Origin of the sequence: Nonomuraea sp. NPDC049695, from assembly GCF_040674955.1 — a bacterium.
Lineage (GTDB): Bacteria > Actinomycetota > Actinomycetes > Streptosporangiales > Streptosporangiaceae > Nonomuraea > Nonomuraea helvata.
Genome location: NZ_JBFANV010000061.1, coordinates 15,477 through 32,510, shown reverse-complemented (window position 1 = coordinate 32,510; position 17,034 = coordinate 15,477). Strand labels below are relative to the sequence as shown.

At 69.4% G+C, this 17,034-nt stretch carries 12 protein-coding genes and 1 pseudogene; 5 read left to right on the top strand and 8 right to left on the bottom strand.

Features of this window, described 5'->3' with window-relative positions:
- Positions 1-32: 32 nt before the first annotated feature.
- Positions 33-1,727, top strand: a complete 1,695-nt coding sequence (locus AB0J64_RS38330) for a beta-N-acetylglucosaminidase domain-containing protein (protein ID WP_364038656.1) — start codon at positions 33-35, stop codon at positions 1,725-1,727.
- Here AB0J64_RS38330 and AB0J64_RS38325 read toward each other — a convergent pair.
- The 4 genes from AB0J64_RS38325 to AB0J64_RS38310 are packed head-to-tail and all read right to left on the bottom strand — an operon-like array spanning position 1,675 to position 6,563.
- On the bottom strand, positions 1,675-3,384 hold the full coding sequence (locus AB0J64_RS38325; RefSeq protein ID WP_364038653.1) for a hypothetical protein: 1,710 nt from the start codon (positions 3,382-3,384) through the stop codon (positions 1,675-1,677). The genes AB0J64_RS38330 and AB0J64_RS38325 overlap by 53 nt on opposite strands.
- 29 nt (positions 3,385-3,413) lie before the next feature.
- The gene (locus AB0J64_RS38320) at positions 3,414-4,241 is read right to left on the bottom strand and encodes a carbohydrate ABC transporter permease (protein ID WP_364038650.1); all 828 of its coding nucleotides are present in this window, start codon (positions 4,239-4,241) and stop codon (positions 3,414-3,416) included.
- Positions 4,238-5,170, bottom strand: a complete 933-nt coding sequence (locus tag AB0J64_RS38315; protein ID WP_364038647.1) for a sugar ABC transporter permease — start codon at positions 5,168-5,170, stop codon at positions 4,238-4,240. The genes AB0J64_RS38320 and AB0J64_RS38315 overlap by 4 nt, the downstream gene beginning before the upstream one ends.
- Position 5,171: 1 nt before the next feature.
- The gene (locus AB0J64_RS38310) at positions 5,172-6,563 is read right to left on the bottom strand and encodes a hypothetical protein (RefSeq protein WP_364038644.1); all 1,392 of its coding nucleotides are present in this window, start codon (positions 6,561-6,563) and stop codon (positions 5,172-5,174) included.
- 382 nt (positions 6,564-6,945) lie between these two features.
- On the opposite strand from AB0J64_RS38310, the gene AB0J64_RS38305 reads away from it, so the two are divergent.
- From AB0J64_RS38305 to AB0J64_RS38290, 4 genes and pseudogenes are all read left to right on the top strand, one after another.
- A complete protein-coding gene (locus tag AB0J64_RS38305; protein WP_364038641.1) occupies positions 6,946-7,416 on the top strand; it encodes an NAD(P)H-binding protein in 471 nt (156 codons plus the stop codon).
- Positions 7,417-7,837: 421 nt separating this feature from the next.
- Positions 7,838-8,335, top strand: coding sequence for an RICIN domain-containing protein (locus AB0J64_RS38300; protein WP_364038638.1), 498 nt, complete (start codon positions 7,838-7,840; stop codon positions 8,333-8,335).
- A gap of 507 nt (positions 8,336-8,842) precedes the next feature.
- Positions 8,843-9,262, top strand: a complete 420-nt coding sequence (locus AB0J64_RS38295; protein ID WP_364038635.1) for a hypothetical protein — start codon at positions 8,843-8,845, stop codon at positions 9,260-9,262.
- Between the two features lie 196 nt (positions 9,263-9,458).
- Positions 9,459-9,626 (top strand): annotated as a pseudogene (locus tag AB0J64_RS38290) (hypothetical protein); the annotation flags it as partial.
- Between the two features lie 165 nt (positions 9,627-9,791).
- On the opposite strand, the gene AB0J64_RS38285 reads toward AB0J64_RS38290, so the two are convergent.
- The 4 genes from AB0J64_RS38285 to AB0J64_RS38270 form a co-directional block, all read right to left on the bottom strand.
- Positions 9,792-11,411: a cation acetate symporter gene (locus AB0J64_RS38285; protein ID WP_364038749.1), complete on the bottom strand. Its 1,620-nt coding sequence runs from the start codon at positions 11,409-11,411 to the stop codon at positions 9,792-9,794.
- 17 nt (positions 11,412-11,428) lie between these two features.
- The gene (locus AB0J64_RS38280; RefSeq protein WP_364038632.1) at positions 11,429-11,719 is read right to left on the bottom strand and encodes a DUF485 domain-containing protein; all 291 of its coding nucleotides are present in this window, start codon (positions 11,717-11,719) and stop codon (positions 11,429-11,431) included.
- A 214-nt stretch (positions 11,720-11,933) separates the two neighbouring features.
- Complete coding sequence (locus AB0J64_RS38275) at positions 11,934-14,168, bottom strand: glycoside hydrolase family 95-like protein (RefSeq protein WP_364038629.1); 2,235 nt, start codon at positions 14,166-14,168, stop codon at positions 11,934-11,936.
- Positions 14,165-16,978 carry a Tat pathway signal sequence domain protein gene (locus AB0J64_RS38270; protein WP_364038626.1) on the bottom strand — a complete coding sequence of 938 codons (2,814 nt, stop codon included), beginning with the start codon at positions 16,976-16,978 and terminating at the stop codon, positions 14,165-14,167. Before AB0J64_RS38270 ends, AB0J64_RS38275 begins: the two co-directional genes overlap by 4 nt.
- Between the last annotated feature and the right edge of the window lie 56 nt (positions 16,979-17,034).

Sequence of the window (17,034 nt, the reverse complement as noted above, 5' to 3'; positions counted from 1 at the left end):
GAGGCGCGATTCTATCCGGTATCGTTCCCACAATGGAGGCCCTGGAGTGGATCGTTCCCTTTCCTCACAAGGCTGCCATCGGCCGGTCGCATGTCGATCTGACCAGGTGCCGGATCCAGGGAGCCCAGGCCGCGACCACCGCCGTGACCGCCCTGCGCGCCGCCCTCGCCCCGGCCCCCGGGCCCCTGGTGGTCGAGGTGCGGATCGACGCGGGCGCCGAGCTGCCTCCCGAGGGATACGCGCTGACCGCCGGCGAGACCGGCGTGGTGATCGCCGGGGCGGACCCCGCGGGCGCCTTCTACGGGGCGCAGACGCTGCTCGCCCTCGTGGCGGCCCCGTGTGACGAGCACCGGGCGTGCGTGCCCGAGTCCGACATCCGCGACTGGCCGGACCTGCCGCTCCGGGGCACCATCGAGGGCTTCTACGGCACCCCGTGGACGCACGCCGAGCGCATGGAGCACCTGCGCTTCTCCGCCAGGCACAAGCTCAACGCGTACGTGTACGCCCCGAAGGACGACCCGTTCCACCGGGAGCGGTGGCGGGAGCCGTACCCGGAGGCGGAGCTGGCGAGGCTGGGCGAGCTGGTCGCGGAGGCGGCGGCGCAGCACGTGAGGTTCGTGTTCGCGCTGAGTCCCGGCCTGTCGATGGTCTACAGCGACCCGGCCGAGCGGGCGGCGCTGCGGGCCAAGGCGGAGCAGGTGTGGGACGTGGGCGTGCGGGAGTTCGCGCTGCTCTTCGACGACATTCCGCCCGAGCTGCGGCACCTGCCCGACCGGGAGGCGTTCGGCACGGAGGAGGGCGCGAGCGCGAGAGCCCACGCCGCCGTCTGCCGGGACCTCGCCGACCGGTTCCTCGCGCCGCGCGGCGCGGCGCGGCCGCTGACCATGGTGCCCACCGACTACGCGGGGACCGGGCGGACCGCCTACCGCGACCGGCTGTCGGCGGAGCTGCCGCAGGACGTGCTGGTCTGGTGGACCGGGTCCGACGTGGTGGTGGGCGAGATCACGGCGTACGACATGACCGCGGCGGCCGCCGCCTACGGGCACCGCGTCGCCCTGTGGGACAACTTCCCGGTCAACGACTTCGACTTCTCCCGGGTCTTCCTCGGGCCGCTGGTCGGGCGGGCGACGGAGCTCGACGGCGTGCCGCTGGAGGGCATCACGGCCAACCCGATGGTGGAGGCGGCGGCCTCCCGGCTGGCGCTGACGACGGTGGCCGACTACGCCTGGCACCTGGCGGCCTACGATCCGGCCAGGTCGCACGAGCGGGCGGTGCGGCTGCTGCCCGGCGCGGCCGAGCTGCTGCCGCTGGTGGAGGCGTGCTCGTCGTGGCCGCCCGGCGACGACCAGAGCCCGGCGCTGACCGCTCTGTGCGCCGCCGCCCTGGAGGGGGAGCCCACGGAACGGCTCCGCGCCGAGCTGACCCGCCTGGCCGGGCTGCCCACGGACGTTCCCGGCCCGTTCGCCGAGGAGCTGGCGCCGTGGGTGTCGGCCGCCAAGGACATGGCCGCCGCCGCTCTGGCGGCGCTCGACCTGCTCACCGAGACTGCCGCTGCGCCCGCTGGCAGCCGGGCCGCCGAGGTGGAGCGGGCGCTCGAGCGTGCCGAGGCGCACGAGGCGAACGTGCTGCGCCGCGTCATCCCGCCGTTCGTGCGGGCGGTCCTGGACCGCCCCGTCACCAGCAGCTTCGCCACCAGTTCGCCACGAGGTCCAGGTCGTTCCCGGTGATCGGCTCGCCGGAGTTGTCGATGGACTCGACGTAGTACAGGGCGGGCACGCCGAGCGCGGGCTGCGCCTCGGCGTACGCGAGCCAGTCCGCCCTGCTGGGCATCGGCCACTGGTCCGTGTCGATCAGGTGCCCCGGCATGGCGCGGGTGGCCACCGCGTGGCGGAAGCGGAGCTGGTCGACGGCGGGGACGGGGGCGCCATGGGGGTCGAACTCGAGCACGTCGTTGAGCCGGATCATGTCGGTGACGTCGCCGAACGCCGGATGCGGGGTGTGCGTGACCATGAGGGCGTCGGGTTTGACGCTCTTGGCGGCCTCGTACATGGTCTTCAGCAGCTCGTGCAGGAGGGAGAGCCCCCAGGTGGTGCCGTACGACTTCAGGTGCGACCCGCTGGGGAACCACTGCGTGAAGTCGACTTTGAACCCGTCGGCCCCGAGGTCGCCGAGGAGCCTGTCCATGATCGTACGGATCCTGCGCCGGTAGGCCGGGTTCGAGGGGTCGGCGGCCACGGGACGGCCGCCCGCGTCCGTCACGCACTCCTCGGCGGGCAGCCCGTCGGGGGCCCACGCCCGCCACCACAGCAGCACGCGCTGCCCACGCGCGTGCCTGGCGGCGATCCACTCCCCCAACGCGGGCCACTTCGCCGGATCGGGCGCCGGGTCGCCGTACGTGAGCTGCCACCGGTCGTCGATCACGACGGTCCCCGGCACGATGCCGTGCTCCTCCAGCCTGGACAGCCACTCGTCGTAGAGCTCCTGCCGCGCCAGCTCGGTCGGCGAGACGCCGTCGGCCCTGGCGCACTGCGCGCCCCAGCCGCAGAAGATCGGCCTGCTCCACCAGTCGTGCCGCTCGCCGGCGGACGCGGCCAGGCCGTGCGCGGCCAGGTCCTCCCGGTGGTGCGAGATCGCCTCCCACGGCGACGACGCCGCCCGGAACACGACGGCCGGTGACCGCCAGGCCCCGCTCACCAGGGTGTGGCACTCGTAGTCGAAGCGGAGCAGTGCCCCGCCGTCCAGCGGCTCGTACCCGAGCTCGGTGAAGGTCAGGTCCTCGATGCCCGCGCGTACCGAGGCCCCCAGCCAGGGGCCGCCGGGCACGGCGGTGGCGCCGTCCGGCTCCTGCTTGCAGAAGGCCAGCACCAGCGGCGGCGGCGAGAAGACCGCGTGGAGGCGGCCCGGCGAGGCGTCGCCGATCACGGTGAGCGCGAGCGGCACCGACACCGGCCGCACCACCTGCACCGGGTGGGTGGGCGTGGGGTTGAAGACGCCACGCGCGTGCAGCCCCGTGCGGAACGTGCCCGCCGCCCTGGTGTTGAGCACGGCGCGCCCGCCGAGCAGCGTCACGTCGCCGATCACGCCGTGGCCCTCGACGCGCACCTCCACCGCGATCGTCTCCGGAGTGCAGGTCAGCCGGACCGTCTTCGCCTCCCACCCGGTCGAACGCTGGGGGAAGTCGAAGATCGCCTCGCCTTCGCGCTCGGCGAGCACGGGCGGCAGTGTCTCGTACGTCTCGTCGCGCCCGCCCGCGGTGTCGACCGAGGCGATCAGGCTGAGCGTCATCCAGCCTTCCAGCTCGGCGCTGGGGTCGGTGCGCGAGACCGTCAGCCGGTAGGAGCCGGCGTCCAGGTGGTACGCCTGGTCGGTGGTGGTGATCCGCATGCTTCAGCCGACGTTCCCGTGGAGGTGGCTCATCCCTTGCTCCCTGTGGTCGCGATGCCCCTGATGAAGTGTTTCTGGCCGAGGAAGAAGAGGATGATCATCGGGATCGTGGTGATCACGCTGGCGGTCATGACGATCTCCCAGTGCCACTCGCCGCCGAACCCGAACTGGTCGAGCAGCGCCTTCAGCCCGCGCGGCACCGTGAACGTGGCGGAGTCACGCAGGTAGATCAGCGGCCGCATCAGGTCCGTCCAGGCCGCCTGGAACTCGAAGAGCAGCGTCACCACGACCGCGGGCCGGCACAGCGGCAGCGCGATCCTGGTGAAGATCGTCCAGTTGTTGGCCCCGTCGATCTTGGCCGCCTCGAACGGCTCCCGCGGCAGCCCCATGAAGAACTGCCGCAGCAGGAAGATGTAGAAGGCGCTGCCGAACAGGTTCTGGGCCCACAGCGGGGTGAGGGTGCCGACCATGCCGAGCGAGTTCCAGATGAGGAACACCGGGATCATGGTGACCACGCCAGGGAGCATCATCGTGGCCAGGAGGAGGCCGAACAGCGCGCCCCTGCCGGGGAAGCGGAAGTAGGCGAACCCCCATGCCACCATCGCGCTGGTGATCGTGACGGTCACCGCCGCCAGCACCGTGACCAGCAGCGTGTTGGCCATCCAGAGCCCGAGCGGCGCCTCCTGCCACACCTTGACGTAGTTGTCGAGGATGAACGTCTCGGGGATGAGCCGGTGGTCGAACACCTCGCTGCGCGGCTTGAAGGAGGCGCTCAGCAGCCAGACGAAAGGGTAGATGAAGGCGACGGTGAACCCGCCGAGCGCGGCCCACGTCAGGATCCGCCCGGCCCGCCTCACGACTGTCCCCCTTCGTAGTGGACGTACCGCCTGGTCACCAGGAACTGGATACCGGTGATCGCCATGATCACGATGAACAGCAGCCAGGCGAGGGCCGAGGCGTAGCCCATGTGCAGGAACTCGAACGCCTGCTGGAACAGGTAGATCGCGTAGAAGAGGGCCGCGTCGTTGCTGTAGGTGGTGTTGCCGGCGCCGAAGAAGGCGGTGTACGCCTCGGTGAACGACTGCAGGGCGCTGATGCTGTCCACGATGAACAGGAAGAACAGCGTCGGGCTGATCATTGGCACGGTGATGCGCAGCGTGCGCCGCCACCAGCCGGCCCCGTCCACGAGCGCGGAGTCGTACAGCTCCTGGGGGACGCCGCGGAGCGCGGCCAGGATGATGACGATCGAGGAGCCGACGGTCCACAGGCTCATCAGCACCAGGCCCGGCTTGACCCAGCCGGGGTCGGTGGTCCAGGCGGGCCCGTCGATGCCGAAGAGGCCGAGGAAGCCGTTGACCAGGCCGTTCTGGCCGTTGAACAGCATCAGCAGCAGGATGCCGATCGCGACCGGCGGCGTCATCTTGGGCAGGAAGAAGGCCGTGCGGAAGAAGCCGGTGGCCTTCGAGGCGCCGTTGAGCAGCAGCGCCAGGCCGAGCGAGACGACGAGGTGGAGCGGGACCGACATCACGGTGAACAGGGCCGTGTTCCGGAGTGCGAGCCCGACCTTCGGGTCCTCGAAGAGCTGCTTGTAGTTGTCGAAGCCGACGAACGACGGGTCGTTGATGACGTCGTAGTCGGTCAGGGACAGGTAGGCGCTGTTGATGACGGGCCACGCGGTGAAGATCAGGAAGCCGATGATCCAGGGGCTGATGAACAGCAGGGCCGCCCGGGTGTCCTTCCAGCGCATGGTGCGCCAGAAGGGGACTTTGCCATGGTTACGGGGCATCTCAGTTCGTACGCTTCGTCCAGCCGGCCCATGCCTTGTCGAGGGCGGCCTGCGCGTCCTGCTGCGCCTGGTCGAGCGCCGGCTGCGGCTTGTCCTGGCCGTTGAGCACCCGGTTCACCGCGTCCTGCCAGGCCGTCTTGAACTCCTTGTCGGCCGGGTTGGCGGGCAGGCTGAAGGTGTGCTTGTTGGCCTCGTAGAACGCCTTCACGCCGGCGTCCCAGACGGGGCCGCCCGAGGTGAGCATCTTCTCGATCTCCGCGTCGGCCTGGACGTTGCCGGTCAGGACGCCGGTGAACGGCTTGCCCTCCGCCTTGCGCTTGTCCAGCCGCGCCTGGGCAGCGGCCTTCCAGGTGTCGACCAGCGTCATGGTCTTGGCGAACCGGCAGGCGGCCGCGGCGTTCTTCGACCCCTTCGGGATCGCCCACGACGAGCCCGAGGAGTAGGCCAGCGGCCGGCCCTGCGGGGTGCGGAAGGTGTCGAAGACCAAGGGGGCCTTGGGTGAGACGTCGTTGAGCACGTTGACGTACCACTGCTCCATGGGCATGGCGCCGAGCTCGTCCTTGGCGAACTGGTTGCCCTTGCCGAAGAAGTCGGCGGAGTCGCGCAGGGCCTTGACCTTGGCGAAGCCGCCCTGCGCGGCGTAGATGCCGACCGCGAACTCCAGCGCCTTGACCACCTGCGGGCTGTTGAGCTGCGCCGTCCTGCCGTCGGCCGACAGCAGGTCGGCGCCGTTGGCCTTGGCCCACAGCGGCAGGAACTCCGGCAGCTTGCTGTCGTAGCCGATCACCTGGAGCTTGCCGCCCGGCGCCTTGTACAGCTTCTTGGCCGCGGCGGTGATCTTGTCCCAGTTGGAGCCGTTGACGTCGTCGATCGTCAGCCCGGCCTGCTTGAGCAGGTCGCCGTTGGCCATGGTGATCTGGACCTGGTTGAACTCGGGGATGGCCCAGACCTCGTCGCCGAACGTCACCTGGCCGAGTGCGTCCTTGTCGTACATCGAGGTGTCGATCTGCTCGCCCTTGATGCACGAGGTCAGCGGGATGACGGCGCCGCGGGAGGCGAACGTGCCGATCTCGTCGCGGTTGGCGTAGACGATGTCCGGCGGGTCGCCCGCGGCCACCGAGGACAGGAACTGCTGGATGTCGAGATCCCCTTCGATCAGCTTCACGTCCGCACCCCCGAGCGCCTTCTTGGCCAGATCGACGCGGGTCGTCCCGATCTCGTCTGTCGCACCGAAGCCCATGACGGAGATGGTGCCCTGGAACGTGGCGCTCGGGTTGAACTGACCCGCCGACGGGGTCGCCGACGCCCCTCCGCCGGTGCCCTTGGCGCATGAGGTGAGTGCCAGTGCCAGTGACACCGACAGGAGGGACCAGCGGACGAGTGGGGTTCGCATAGGGGGTTCGCCTCCAGGGCAAGCCTGCTGATGACGGCCACATAACGGCAGACGGGTGTGGCAACGTTCACACATCTGAGAACGTACCCATACCGCTGAAACCCCGTCAACCACTGACTTCACCGCGTTTCAGTGTCGTTAATCTCGGCCGGACGAGTGGGAGGTGCACCTCTTTCCCAGAATTCCGTCCCACACACGCGTTCACCTCCGAACGGTCACATCCACCACTCCAGCCGTGTCATAGCAGCGACACCACGTTGAGATCCGGAAGGGAAAGCCCCCTGATGACCACTCCCACGACCGCCGCTCCCGGGCCTGTCGGTCGAAGAGCGGTGGACGGACTGACGCCCGGCAGACCCGGCACACCGCGAAGGAGAAGCGTATGAAGCTGACCGTCTTCGGCGCGACAGGCGGGATCGGCCGCTGCCTCGTCGAGCAGGCCACGGCCGCCGGCCATGAGGTCACGGCGGTCGTACGCGACCCCGCCAAGATCTCGCTCCCCGTGCGGACGGTGACGGCGGACCTGTTGACCGCCGACCAGGCGACGCTCCAGCGGGCCGTGGCGGAAGCCGACGCGGTCCTGTCCACCGTGGGCCCGCCGTCGAACGCTCTGGCAGGAGTGGCCTCCCGCGGCACCGAGGCGATCGTGCGGGCCATGCGCGCCACCGAGGCCCGCAGGCTCATCGCGGTCAGCGCCGCCCCCGTCGGCGCGATGCCCTCGCCCGGCCGCCCGCACCCGCCCAAGCACGACCCCGGCGACCGCTACATCTCCCGCGCCGACGTCGCCCACTACATGCTCCACATCCTGGACCGGCCAGAAACGATCGACAGAGCGGTCGGCATCGCCGACTGAACGAACAGAAGAACACCGTGGAAACCCCGTGAAGGACCCCGTACCAGTGGCGGAATCCGGCAGGTTCCCAGCACCTGTGGAAGCAGACCGCCAATGCCGGACCGCGCTACGTCAACGTCGCCCACTGCGAGAGCGGACAGGCCTTGGAGAAGGCCCTGACCTGCTCGGATGGCCCGCAGGCGGCGGTGTTCTCCAGGCCGTCATCCTGCGGCACGTACCGCCGCCCATTCGTTTCGCACGTTCGGATGAGTAGCCCTTACTCATGCGAATTGTCCCCTTAGGCGCGAGGCTCTTCTCGACAAAGAAAGAGCAGGCACGAAGGGGGCAAAGTCTGTTTCTTCCCGTACTGGGACACGCGTTGGGCATCTCCGCTGGATATTGGCCACCGGCCTCATCGGGCCATACCGGAAACGGAAGCATCGTGCGAATCATCAACCATGTCGTCATGGTCATTGCCGCCATCGGAACACTGACTGTCGGCCAGGCTGCTTCGGCTACCACTTACTACGAGATCGTCGCGAGGCACAGCAATAAGTGCCTGGACGTACAGGACGCCAGCCTGGCCCACGGGGCGGACGTTCTGCAGGCGGACTGTTACGGAACCTACAACCAGCAGTGGAAACTCGTCTACAACAGCGACGGCTACTACGCCATCATCGCAAGGCACAGCAATAAGTGCCTGGACGTACAGGACGCCAGCTTCGCCCACGGCGCCAACGTTCTGCAGGCAGACTGCTACGGAACCTACAACCAGCAGTGGAAACTCGTCCGCAACAGCTACGGCTACTACGCCATCATCGCGAGGCACAGCGGCATGTGCCTGGACGTACAGAACGCCAGCCTGGACCACGGCGCCAACGTTCTGCAGGCGAACTGCTGGGGCGGTTACAACCAGCAGTGGTCGTTCTACCTTCCATAGGCGCGGCAAACGGCACCTGCGGCAAACAGCAGGGCCGCCACATCGCTGAGGCCCCTGGAACCGAGCCAGGGGCCTCAGCCTGTTGCCAAGGTCAGGCTGCAAGCTCCTCCCTCAGCAGCGGGTCATCCATCTCGTCGCCGGCGTACGGCCCGCCGTAGCGCAGCGGCTGCCCTGCGGGTCCGTGATTACTCGACCAGCGCGGCGGACCTCAGCTCGGTGTTCTCGGATGCTGAATCGCGGCCCGTGCACGGTTTCCCGGCGGGAGTCGTGAGTGCTGGTGATACCCCTGGTTGGCGCCCCTTGCTGGTGCGGCACGGCTCTCATGAACAGCTTGCAGTCGCGGACTTCCTCGGCTTCGCACAGCAGCGGGCCGGCGTCGAGCGTCCGGCACGGCTCGAACGCTGATGACTGGCAGGTGGGACAGTCGAGCAGCGGCGCCCTGCCCTGTCCGGTGTGGGTCGGGGCGTCGGCCTGGAACATTCCACGGTGTGATCCCGAATACCTGGCATGGGTTCAGAAGCGTTCTACACCACGGCCGCGCAGGTGCTGCCGACCATCCTGATAGCGATGGTGGTGGAGGTCGGATTCTTCCTGCGAACCAGTGGGCGTGCGGTCTTTGAACTGCGGAGACATCTGGAAGAAGAGAATAGACGGAACTTCGAACTCGGGGGGTATGAACCGCAGCCGAATCACCCGGCTGAACTTGCCCGGATGCGCTGGGGATGCACAATGCAGTTTATCTTTTGGATGTTTGTGATCGGTGAGGTGGTGGCCATACTGGCGTTGGGGTTCCGCTGGTTCAACGCTTGGACCTTCTGGCCCGTCCTTACCTGCATGGTGATCCTGACCTGTCTGGCCGCTTACATTCCCCTCTACCGCTACATGAGCGAGGCCCTGTCGCCGTCAGAGGAGCCGCCTTCGTCGTGAGCGTCCCATGCCTCATCAACCGAGCCCTGCAGCTCATCACCATCAGCGCAGCGCCACTCCTGAATGACCCTTCGCACCACAATCCATGAGCGCGATCACATGGAGTTGCTTTGGGGCTGGTGGCAGGGACCCGAGCGAGGGCCCCCACTGGGTGACCGGGTTGCCGAGCGGATCGAGCTGATCAGCGGGTTCCTGCGTGACCCGGCCCGGACCGCCGGATCATGACCGTCGAGCCCGCCGAGTCGCTCGTCAACGGGGGGCGCGCGGACTGCCGGCCCTTGTCGAGCTGGACGGCGCGTCGGCCTCCTGGCTGGACGGCTGCCTCGACGTTGACCTGGAGTCCTCGGCCCTCACCAACACGTTCCCCGTGCACCGCCCTGCGCCGTCTGCTCGAGCTTTCCTCAGCGGGCCGGCCATCGGCGCGACGCGGGACCGGCGCAGGGAAAGGGCCCGGTCTCGGGGGCGAGACCGGGCCCTTTGGGGGACAGGCGCCTCCGGAGGGGGGAAAGGCGCCTTCAGGGAGCGGACGTCAGTGCTGGGTGGCCTTCTCGGCGCCGACACCGGTGAGGGAGCGGACCTCCATCTCGGCGTACTTCCCGGCGTTGTACTCCTTGCTGAGGATCGTGCCGAGCCACCCGCACAGGAAGCCGAGCGGGATCGACACGATGCCCGGGTTGCTCAGCGGGAACCAGTGGAAGTCCACGCCGTGGATCAGTGCCGTCACCGCGGTCCCCGCCGGAGGCGTCGGCGCGGAGACGACGGGCGAGAAGATGACCAGGATCAGGGCGGACCCGAGGCCGCCGTAGATGGCCGAGACGGCGCCCGTCGTGTTGAACCGCTTCCAGAACAGGCTGTAGAGGATCGCGGGCAGGTTGCCGGAGGCCGCGACGGCGAAGGCCAGGGACACCAGGAAGGCGACGTTCTGCCCCTGGGCCAGGATGCCCAGGCCGATCGCGATGGCGCCGATGACCAGGGCGGACACGCGGGCCACCACGACCTCCTGGCGCTCGGTGGCCTGGCCGCGCTTGAAGACGTGCGCGTACAGGTCGTGGGAGAAGCTGGAGGAGGAGGCCAGCGTGAGGCCCGCCACCACGGCGAGGATCGTGGCGAAGGCGACGGCGCCGATGAGGGCCAGCAGGATCGTGCCGCCGACCGAGCCGAAGATCTCCTGGCCGATCTTCTCGGCCAGCATCGGGGCGGCCGTGTTGCCCGCCTTGTCACCCTTGATGATCGCCTCCTTGCCGACCAGGGCCGCCGCGCCGAAGCCGAGGACCAGCGTCAGCAGGTAGAACACGCCGATGAGGCCGATGCCCCACAGGACCGACTTGCGGGCGTCCTTGGCGGTGGGGACGGTGTAGAAGCGGATGAGGATGTGCGGCAGGCCCGCGGTGCCGAGCACGAGGGCGAGGCCGAGGCTGATGAGGTCGATCTTGCCCATCAGGCCCTGGGCGTCGGTGCCGTACTTCAGGCCGGGGATCAGGAAGTTGCCGGGGTTCGCCTTGGGGCCGCTGGTGGTGGCGGCCTGGCCGAGCAGGGACGACAGGTTGAAGCCGAACTTGCCCAGCACCAGCACCGTCACGAGCGCGGCGCCGCTCATGAGGAGCACCGCCTTGACGATCTGCACCCAGGTGGTGCCCTTCATGCCGCCGAAGACCACGTACACGACCATGAGCGCGCCCACGCCGACGATCGTCCACGCCTTGCCCGCCTCGCTGGTGATGCCGAGCAGCAGGCCGACCAGCGCGCCCGCGCCCACCATCTGCGCCAGCAGGTAGAAGATGCTGACCACGATCGTGGACACGCCGGCCGCCGTGCGCACGGGGCGCGGGCTCATCCGGAAGGCCAGCACGTCGGCCATCGTGAACTTGCCGGAGTTCCGCATCAGCTCGGCCACCAGCAGCAGCGCGACCAGCCAGGCGACCAGGAAGCCGATCGAGTACAGGAAGCCGTCGTAGCCGGAGAGCGCGATGATGCCCGCGATGCCGAGGAAGGACGCGGCCGACATGTAGTCGCCGCCGATGGCGAGCCCGTTCTGCACGCCGGTGAACGACCGGCCGCCGGCGTAGTAGTCGGCGGCCGTCTTGGTCTGGCGGCTCGCCCAGAACGTGATCGCCAGCGTCGCGGCGACGAAGGTGAGGAAGAGGATCATCCCCAGGGTCGTGGAGCTCACTTGGCCTTCTCCTCAACCTCGTGGCGGAGCTTGTCGGCGATCGGGTCGAGCTTCTTCTCGGCGTGCCTCGCGTACGCCCACGCGATGAGGAACGTGGAGACGAACTGGAGCAACCCGAAGACGAGGCCGACGTTGATGTCGCCGATCAGCTTGATCCCCATGAAGCCGCGCGCCCACCCGGACAGCACCACGTAGAGCAGGTACCACACGAGGAACGCCACGGTCATCGGGAACGTCCAGGCGCGGAAGCGCCGTTTCAATTCCTGGAACTCACTGCTCTCCTGCATTTGTTCGTATACCGAAGCGTCATGTTCTCTTGTCGTCAACTAGACCTCCACTGTGATGCGGATCACGCCCAACGTAAGAGCGCAACCTATCTGCCGTGGAGGTCCGTGGTGAGGTTGTTCGGCGAGCCGCTGAGGTCCGGCGCTTAGTTGGGGATGGCCTGCGGTGAAAGGTCTGTTGCGTGCGATGAGCGGTAGCCCATCCCCTTTCACCGCGTTATGGAAGACCCCATGCCGGAGCGCTTCCGTTCGCCGGTACGTCCCGGGCCTCCGACGGCCGTACGCCGCGCCGGGCGATCACCGCGGTCGCGCCCTTGCGCAGCGGGATCTCGATCGTCTCCTCCCCCCGGTACGGCAGGCGCCTGCCGCGCTCGTCGTGGACCTCGAACGGGCCGTCGATGCCGTGCCTGAGCCGCAGCGGCTCGCCCGCCTCGCTGCTCACCCTGACCCATTCGGTACGCCCCCGGCTGCGCGAGGCGTCCACCAGGAACGCCCCCTGCGTCCGCAGCCGCTCCACCGAGGCGTCGGCCCAGGTGGCCGAGACGCCCGGGAACACTTCGACCACGCCGCCGTGGCTCTGGACCAGCATGTCGAGCAGTGACTGCGCGGCGGCCAGCGGGCTCTCTATGGCGAGGTTGGACCCCTCCCTGTACATGGTGTTGGGCGTGATCGCGCAGTTGTCGGCCACGTTCCCGTCGACGAAGAAGCGCAGGTGGGACAGGGCCTCCTCCGGGTTGCCGAACAGCGTCTCCATCGAGGACGCGGCCGCGAAGCTGTAGCCGTGCCAGCGCTCGCGCATGCTCGCCCAGTGCTCGAAGCTCGTCCGGTCGAGCGACTCGCGCAGCGGGTAGAGCCAGAGCAGGTGCGAGTAGTGCCGGTGCGACTCGGCGAGCGGCACGTCCGCCCCGATCATGACGCCCTGCTCGTTCCTGTGGTACGGCGTCAGCCGGGCGAGGATCTCCCGCCACCGGGGCGCGAGCGGGTCGTCGGCGCGCAACCGCTCCGCGGTGTCGAGCAGCGTCCGGCAGCCCCACCGGATGAGCGAGAGGTCGTAGGTGCAGTCGGAGGCGTTGGCGTACTCGGGCGAGCGGGTCTCCGGCAGGTGCAGCCGCCCGTCCGCGCCCTCGACGAGGAACCGGTCGTAGTACGCGATCGCCCGCGTGAGCACCGGGTACAGCACGTCCTTGAGCACCGCGGCGTCCATGCTGTGCCGGTGGGCGAGCCAGATGTTGTGCATGGCCCAGGTGAGGTTGCCCGTGTGGTCGTTCGGGCTCACCCCTGGGATGCCGACGTAGCGCGGGCCGGGCCGGAGCATGCGGTCGCCCGGGTGGCAGAGCGCCCAGGACTTCCCGTCGCGGTACTCGGGCCGGACGTTCAGCTCTAGGTTCTCGTGATATTTCCGGAACGTCGTGGTGAGGGCGTCCAGCTCCGGGTGGTTCGAGCCGTTGATCAGCGGATAGGAGACCTGGACGTTCAGGTTCCACCAGATGTTCGTCCAGCTGTTGCCCACCTCGGGGAACCACGGCCCCCACTCGGTCACCACGGGGGCGTTCTCCCGGGTGGCCGAGGCCATCTTGTAGAGCTGGATCCAGTAGAAGCGCTGCAGCTTCTTGTCCGGGACCGAGACCAGGCTGCGCCGGTAGAACCGCCTCCACCAGTGCCGGTGCGCCAGGACCTGCGCCTCCGGGTTGCCGTCGAGCACCCGGCGGACCGTCCGTACGGCCTCCTCGGCGCCGGTCGAGTCGGGATAGCCGTACGAGATCGTGGCGGCGAGCAGCCGCCTGCCGCCCTGGGTGAGCTCCCGCCAGGCGGTGGTGTAGCCGCCGCCCGCGTGCATGGGCTGCTCGACGTGCCCGTCGGCGACCACCGGGTCGGGGTTGGCGGTGTAGTCGGGCGGGCGACGGATCGTCCTGGTCGTGGCGGACGGCAGCGGTGTGAAGCCCCAGGCCGCCGCCTCCTCCCCCGCGCTGGGCGCCAGGGACACCAGCAGGACGTCACGCTGGTTGAGCACGAGCGCGGTGAGCCGCACGCTGCCCTGCGCGGTCGTCACCGTGCCGGTCAGCTCGGCGTGCTCCAGGTCCAGCCGCCAGTCCACGGCCGTGACGGCCCCGGCGAACGTCAGCGTGAGACAGCCGATGGGCAGCCGCGAGTAGCCGATCGCCGCCTCCCACTGGCCCCGCTGGTCCTGCACGAGCGAGTGGTTCAGCATGAAGCGCAGCACGTTGCCCTCGCCGGCCTTCTGGTAGACGTGCACGCCCAGGAACCCGTTGCCCAGGAACGGACCCTCCTGCCAGCCGGCGGGCGGCCGCCGCCACACCATGGCGGCGTCGGCCAGGACGTCGCCGTGCACGTCGCCGCCGGGCGCGGCCTGCGCCCACGCCACGGGCGAGGTCACCGCCACGGCGGTCGCGCCGGCTCCGGCCACGAACGCCCGGCGTGAGAGTCCGGTCATCGGGGTCCCTCCAGCGAGAGCGCGAACAGGTGCAGCTGCGGCCGGGTGAGCGCGGGCAGGGTGAGCGAGCGCAGCTCCTTGGCCGGGTCGAGGGCGGCCTGGACTTCGAACAGCCCCACCTGCAGCGAGTTCGGGCCCGTGCGGCCGTGGCGGTGGGTGCAGCGCAGCACCTCCGTGGCCCCGGCCCCGGCCGCGCCGCCCCAGTCGGGCATGGTGAACGGCACCTGGGCCGTGGTGCCGTCGGCGTAGGTGGCGGTCAGCGCCGAGGTGACGGCCCCGGAGCTCGCCGAGCCCAGGAGCCGGACCTTGGCGTACGTCCCGGCGGTCACGGTGATCGCCTGGCCTTGGCCGGTGACGTTGTTCTTGGCGCCGTCCCCGTACGCGGGGAAGACGAAACTCAGCCCCTCGTGGGCGAGCGGCCCGGCAGGCGGCAGTTCCTCGGCCGGGTACGTGTAGCCGGACCCGTCGAAGTCCCCGTCGGTCATCGTCTCGTGCGTGGAGACCCCGTCGCTGTCGAGGTGGGCAGACAGGTCCACCGGCGTGGTCGGGCCGGGCGGCGGGATCGGCGGCAGGCCCCACGCCTGACCGGGCAGGCTCACCGGCACGGGGGCGACGACCGGGTCGGGCCGCGTGCCCGTGTGGACGAGCACCTCGCCACCCTTGCCCAGGGCGATCTCCACCACGCCCTCCCCCAGGTCCTTCACTGCGACGGGCCGCCCGTCGGAGAGCACGGCGGCGACCGGCCCGTCGAGGCCGTGCCTGAGCCTGAGCGGCGCCCCGGCCAGGCTCCTGACCCGGATGAACGTGGTACGCCCGCCCTTGCGCACCGCCGAGACCAGGAACGCCCCCTGCGTCCTGAAGTCGTGGATCGCGACGTCCTCCCACGAAGCGGGCACGGCAGGAAAGACGCGGACGATTCCGCCCCAGCTCTGGCAGAGCAGGTCGTGGATCGACTGGGCGGCCGACAGCGGCGTCTCGATGACGGGGCCCGCCTCGGCGTAGTGGGTGTTGGGCCGGCACGGGTAGCGACTGGCCGGGTCGAAGAAGCGCTGGAGGTAGGACAGGGCGGTGTCGCCCCGGCCCATCATCGCGTAGAGCGAGGCGGCGCCGGTGTAGCTGTAGCCGCGGTGGGCGCCCGTCAGCGACTGCCAGTGGGCCACCGACTTCTCGATCAGCTCCCGGTGTTCCGGCTGGTCCCAGTTGACCAGGTAGAGCGGGTAGATCATGAGCAGGTGCGAGTAGTGCCGGTGCGACTGCGCGTACGGCGTGCTCCCCCCGATCATGAAGCCGTTCGCGTCCGCCGGGTAGTCCACGAGCGTGTCGAGGACCTCGCGCCACTTCGCCTTGAGCGGGTCGTCGATCCGGAGCCGCTCGGCCGACTCGATCAGCGTCTGACAACCCCACCGGATCAGCGCCAGGTCGTAGTTGGTGTCCTGCGGCGGCGTGACCGGGTACTCGGGCGACAGCGTGCTGGGCAGGTGCAGCTTCCCGTCGGCGCCGGCGGCCAGGAAGTGCAGGTAGTAGTTGATCGCCCGCCTGAGCAGCGGGAAGACCGTGTCGCGCAGGAGCCGTTCGTCCATGGTGTGCCGGTAGGTCAGCCAGACGTTGTGCAGCGCCCACGTCAGGTCGCCCACCTCGGCGCCCGAGCCCGGCGTGCCGACGCTCCGGTTGCAGAACATGTCCGAGCTGCGCCCGATCCCCGCCGAGTCGTCCCGGTAGGCGGCGGGCACGTTGGCGACGAGCTGGTCGCGGTTGCGGTCGAGCGTGCTGGTGAGCGAGTCGAGCTCCAGGTGGTTGGAGCCGTGGATGAGCCAGTACTCGAGCTGCACGTTGAGGTTCCACCACACCGCGGGCCACGGGGTGGTCTCCAGCCAGGGGCCGGTCGTGGCCATGACGGGGCCGCCCGTCCGACCGGCCGCGGCGACCTTGTACAGCTGGATCCAGTAGAAGCTCTGCAGCCGCTGGTCGGGCAGGGAGACGAAGCTCTTGCCGTAGAAGTCGTGCCACCAGTCCCGGTGCCGCTGCCTCATGATCCCGTACGGCCGCGCGTTCCGGATCCTGCTGAGTGCGGTCTCCTGGGCCTCGGTCGTGGACGGGAAGCTGTGGGCCACGGCGACCAGGAGCGCCCCGTCCTTGACGCGGTAGGCGGTGGCGGTCTGCCCGCCGCCGGTGAGCGGCTGGAGCACCTGCTGGACGTCACCGGCGGTCGCGGTGGTCCAGGCGGGGTTGGGCGTGTATCCGCTGGGCGGGGCCTCCGAGGCCGATCGGGGGCTGACGGCGTCCTCGGGGTGGAACGTCCACCGGACCTGCTCCTCGCCGCCCGCCTCCGCCCTGGCGACCAGGAGCTCGTCGTGGATGAACGCCGAGAAGGAGAGCGTGCCCTTGTCCGTGGTGACGGTGCCGGTGAGCTCGGCGTCCCACAGGTTGAGCCGCCAGTCGACGCCGGTGATCGTGCCGACGGGGTCGAGCGTGACGTGGCCGACGGGCAGGCGGCAGGTGCCCCAGCCGCTGCCGAACTCGGGCCGGTGGTCCTGGACGCGGCCGTGCTGGACGGTGAAGCGGATCTTGTTCTGGCCGGGCTCCTGGTAGATCATGCTGCCCAGCAGGCCGTCTCCGAGGAACGGGCCCTCGTACCAGGACCTGGGCATCCTGCCCCAGAGCAGGTCCTGGCCCTTCATGAACTCCGGCCATGGAACGCGCTCCTGGAGGCACCAGCCGCGCGCCGCCGCCGCGTGCGCGGGGATGAGGGGAGCGAGCCCCAAGCCGCCGAGCACGGCGCGGCGAGTGGGGTCAGCTGCGGGGGGTGTCATCGAGACTCTCCAACTCTCGTATGAGACATCGGATCTTTCGCCTTTATGACACCCAA

What these genes read in the sequence shown, in the direction of transcription:
- AB0J64_RS38270 (WP_364038626.1), bottom strand. Translation starts at nt 16,978, where the DNA reads ATGACACCCCCCGCAGCTGACCCCACTCGCCGCGCCGTGCTCGGCGGC.
- AB0J64_RS38295 (WP_364038635.1), top strand. Translation starts at nt 8,843, where the DNA reads ATGGGTTCAGAAGCGTTCTACACCACGGCCGCGCAGGTGCTGCCGACC.
- AB0J64_RS38310 (WP_364038644.1), bottom strand. Translation starts at nt 6,563, where the DNA reads ATGCGAACCCCACTCGTCCGCTGGTCCCTCCTGTCGGTGTCACTGGCA.
- AB0J64_RS38305 (WP_364038641.1), top strand. Translation starts at nt 6,946, where the DNA reads ATGAAGCTGACCGTCTTCGGCGCGACAGGCGGGATCGGCCGCTGCCTC.
- AB0J64_RS38285 (WP_364038749.1), bottom strand. Translation starts at nt 11,411, where the DNA reads ATGATCCTCTTCCTCACCTTCGTCGCCGCGACGCTGGCGATCACGTTC.
- AB0J64_RS38325 (WP_364038653.1), bottom strand. Translation starts at nt 3,384, where the DNA reads ATGCGGATCACCACCACCGACCAGGCGTACCACCTGGACGCCGGCTCC.
- AB0J64_RS38280 (WP_364038632.1), bottom strand. Translation starts at nt 11,719, where the DNA reads ATGCAGGAGAGCAGTGAGTTCCAGGAATTGAAACGGCGCTTCCGCGCC.
- AB0J64_RS38275 (WP_364038629.1), bottom strand. Translation starts at nt 14,168, where the DNA reads ATGACCGGACTCTCACGCCGGGCGTTCGTGGCCGGAGCCGGCGCGACC.
- AB0J64_RS38315 (WP_364038647.1), bottom strand. Translation starts at nt 5,170, where the DNA reads ATGCCCCGTAACCATGGCAAAGTCCCCTTCTGGCGCACCATGCGCTGG.
- AB0J64_RS38330 (WP_364038656.1), top strand. Translation starts at nt 33, where the DNA reads ATGGAGGCCCTGGAGTGGATCGTTCCCTTTCCTCACAAGGCTGCCATC.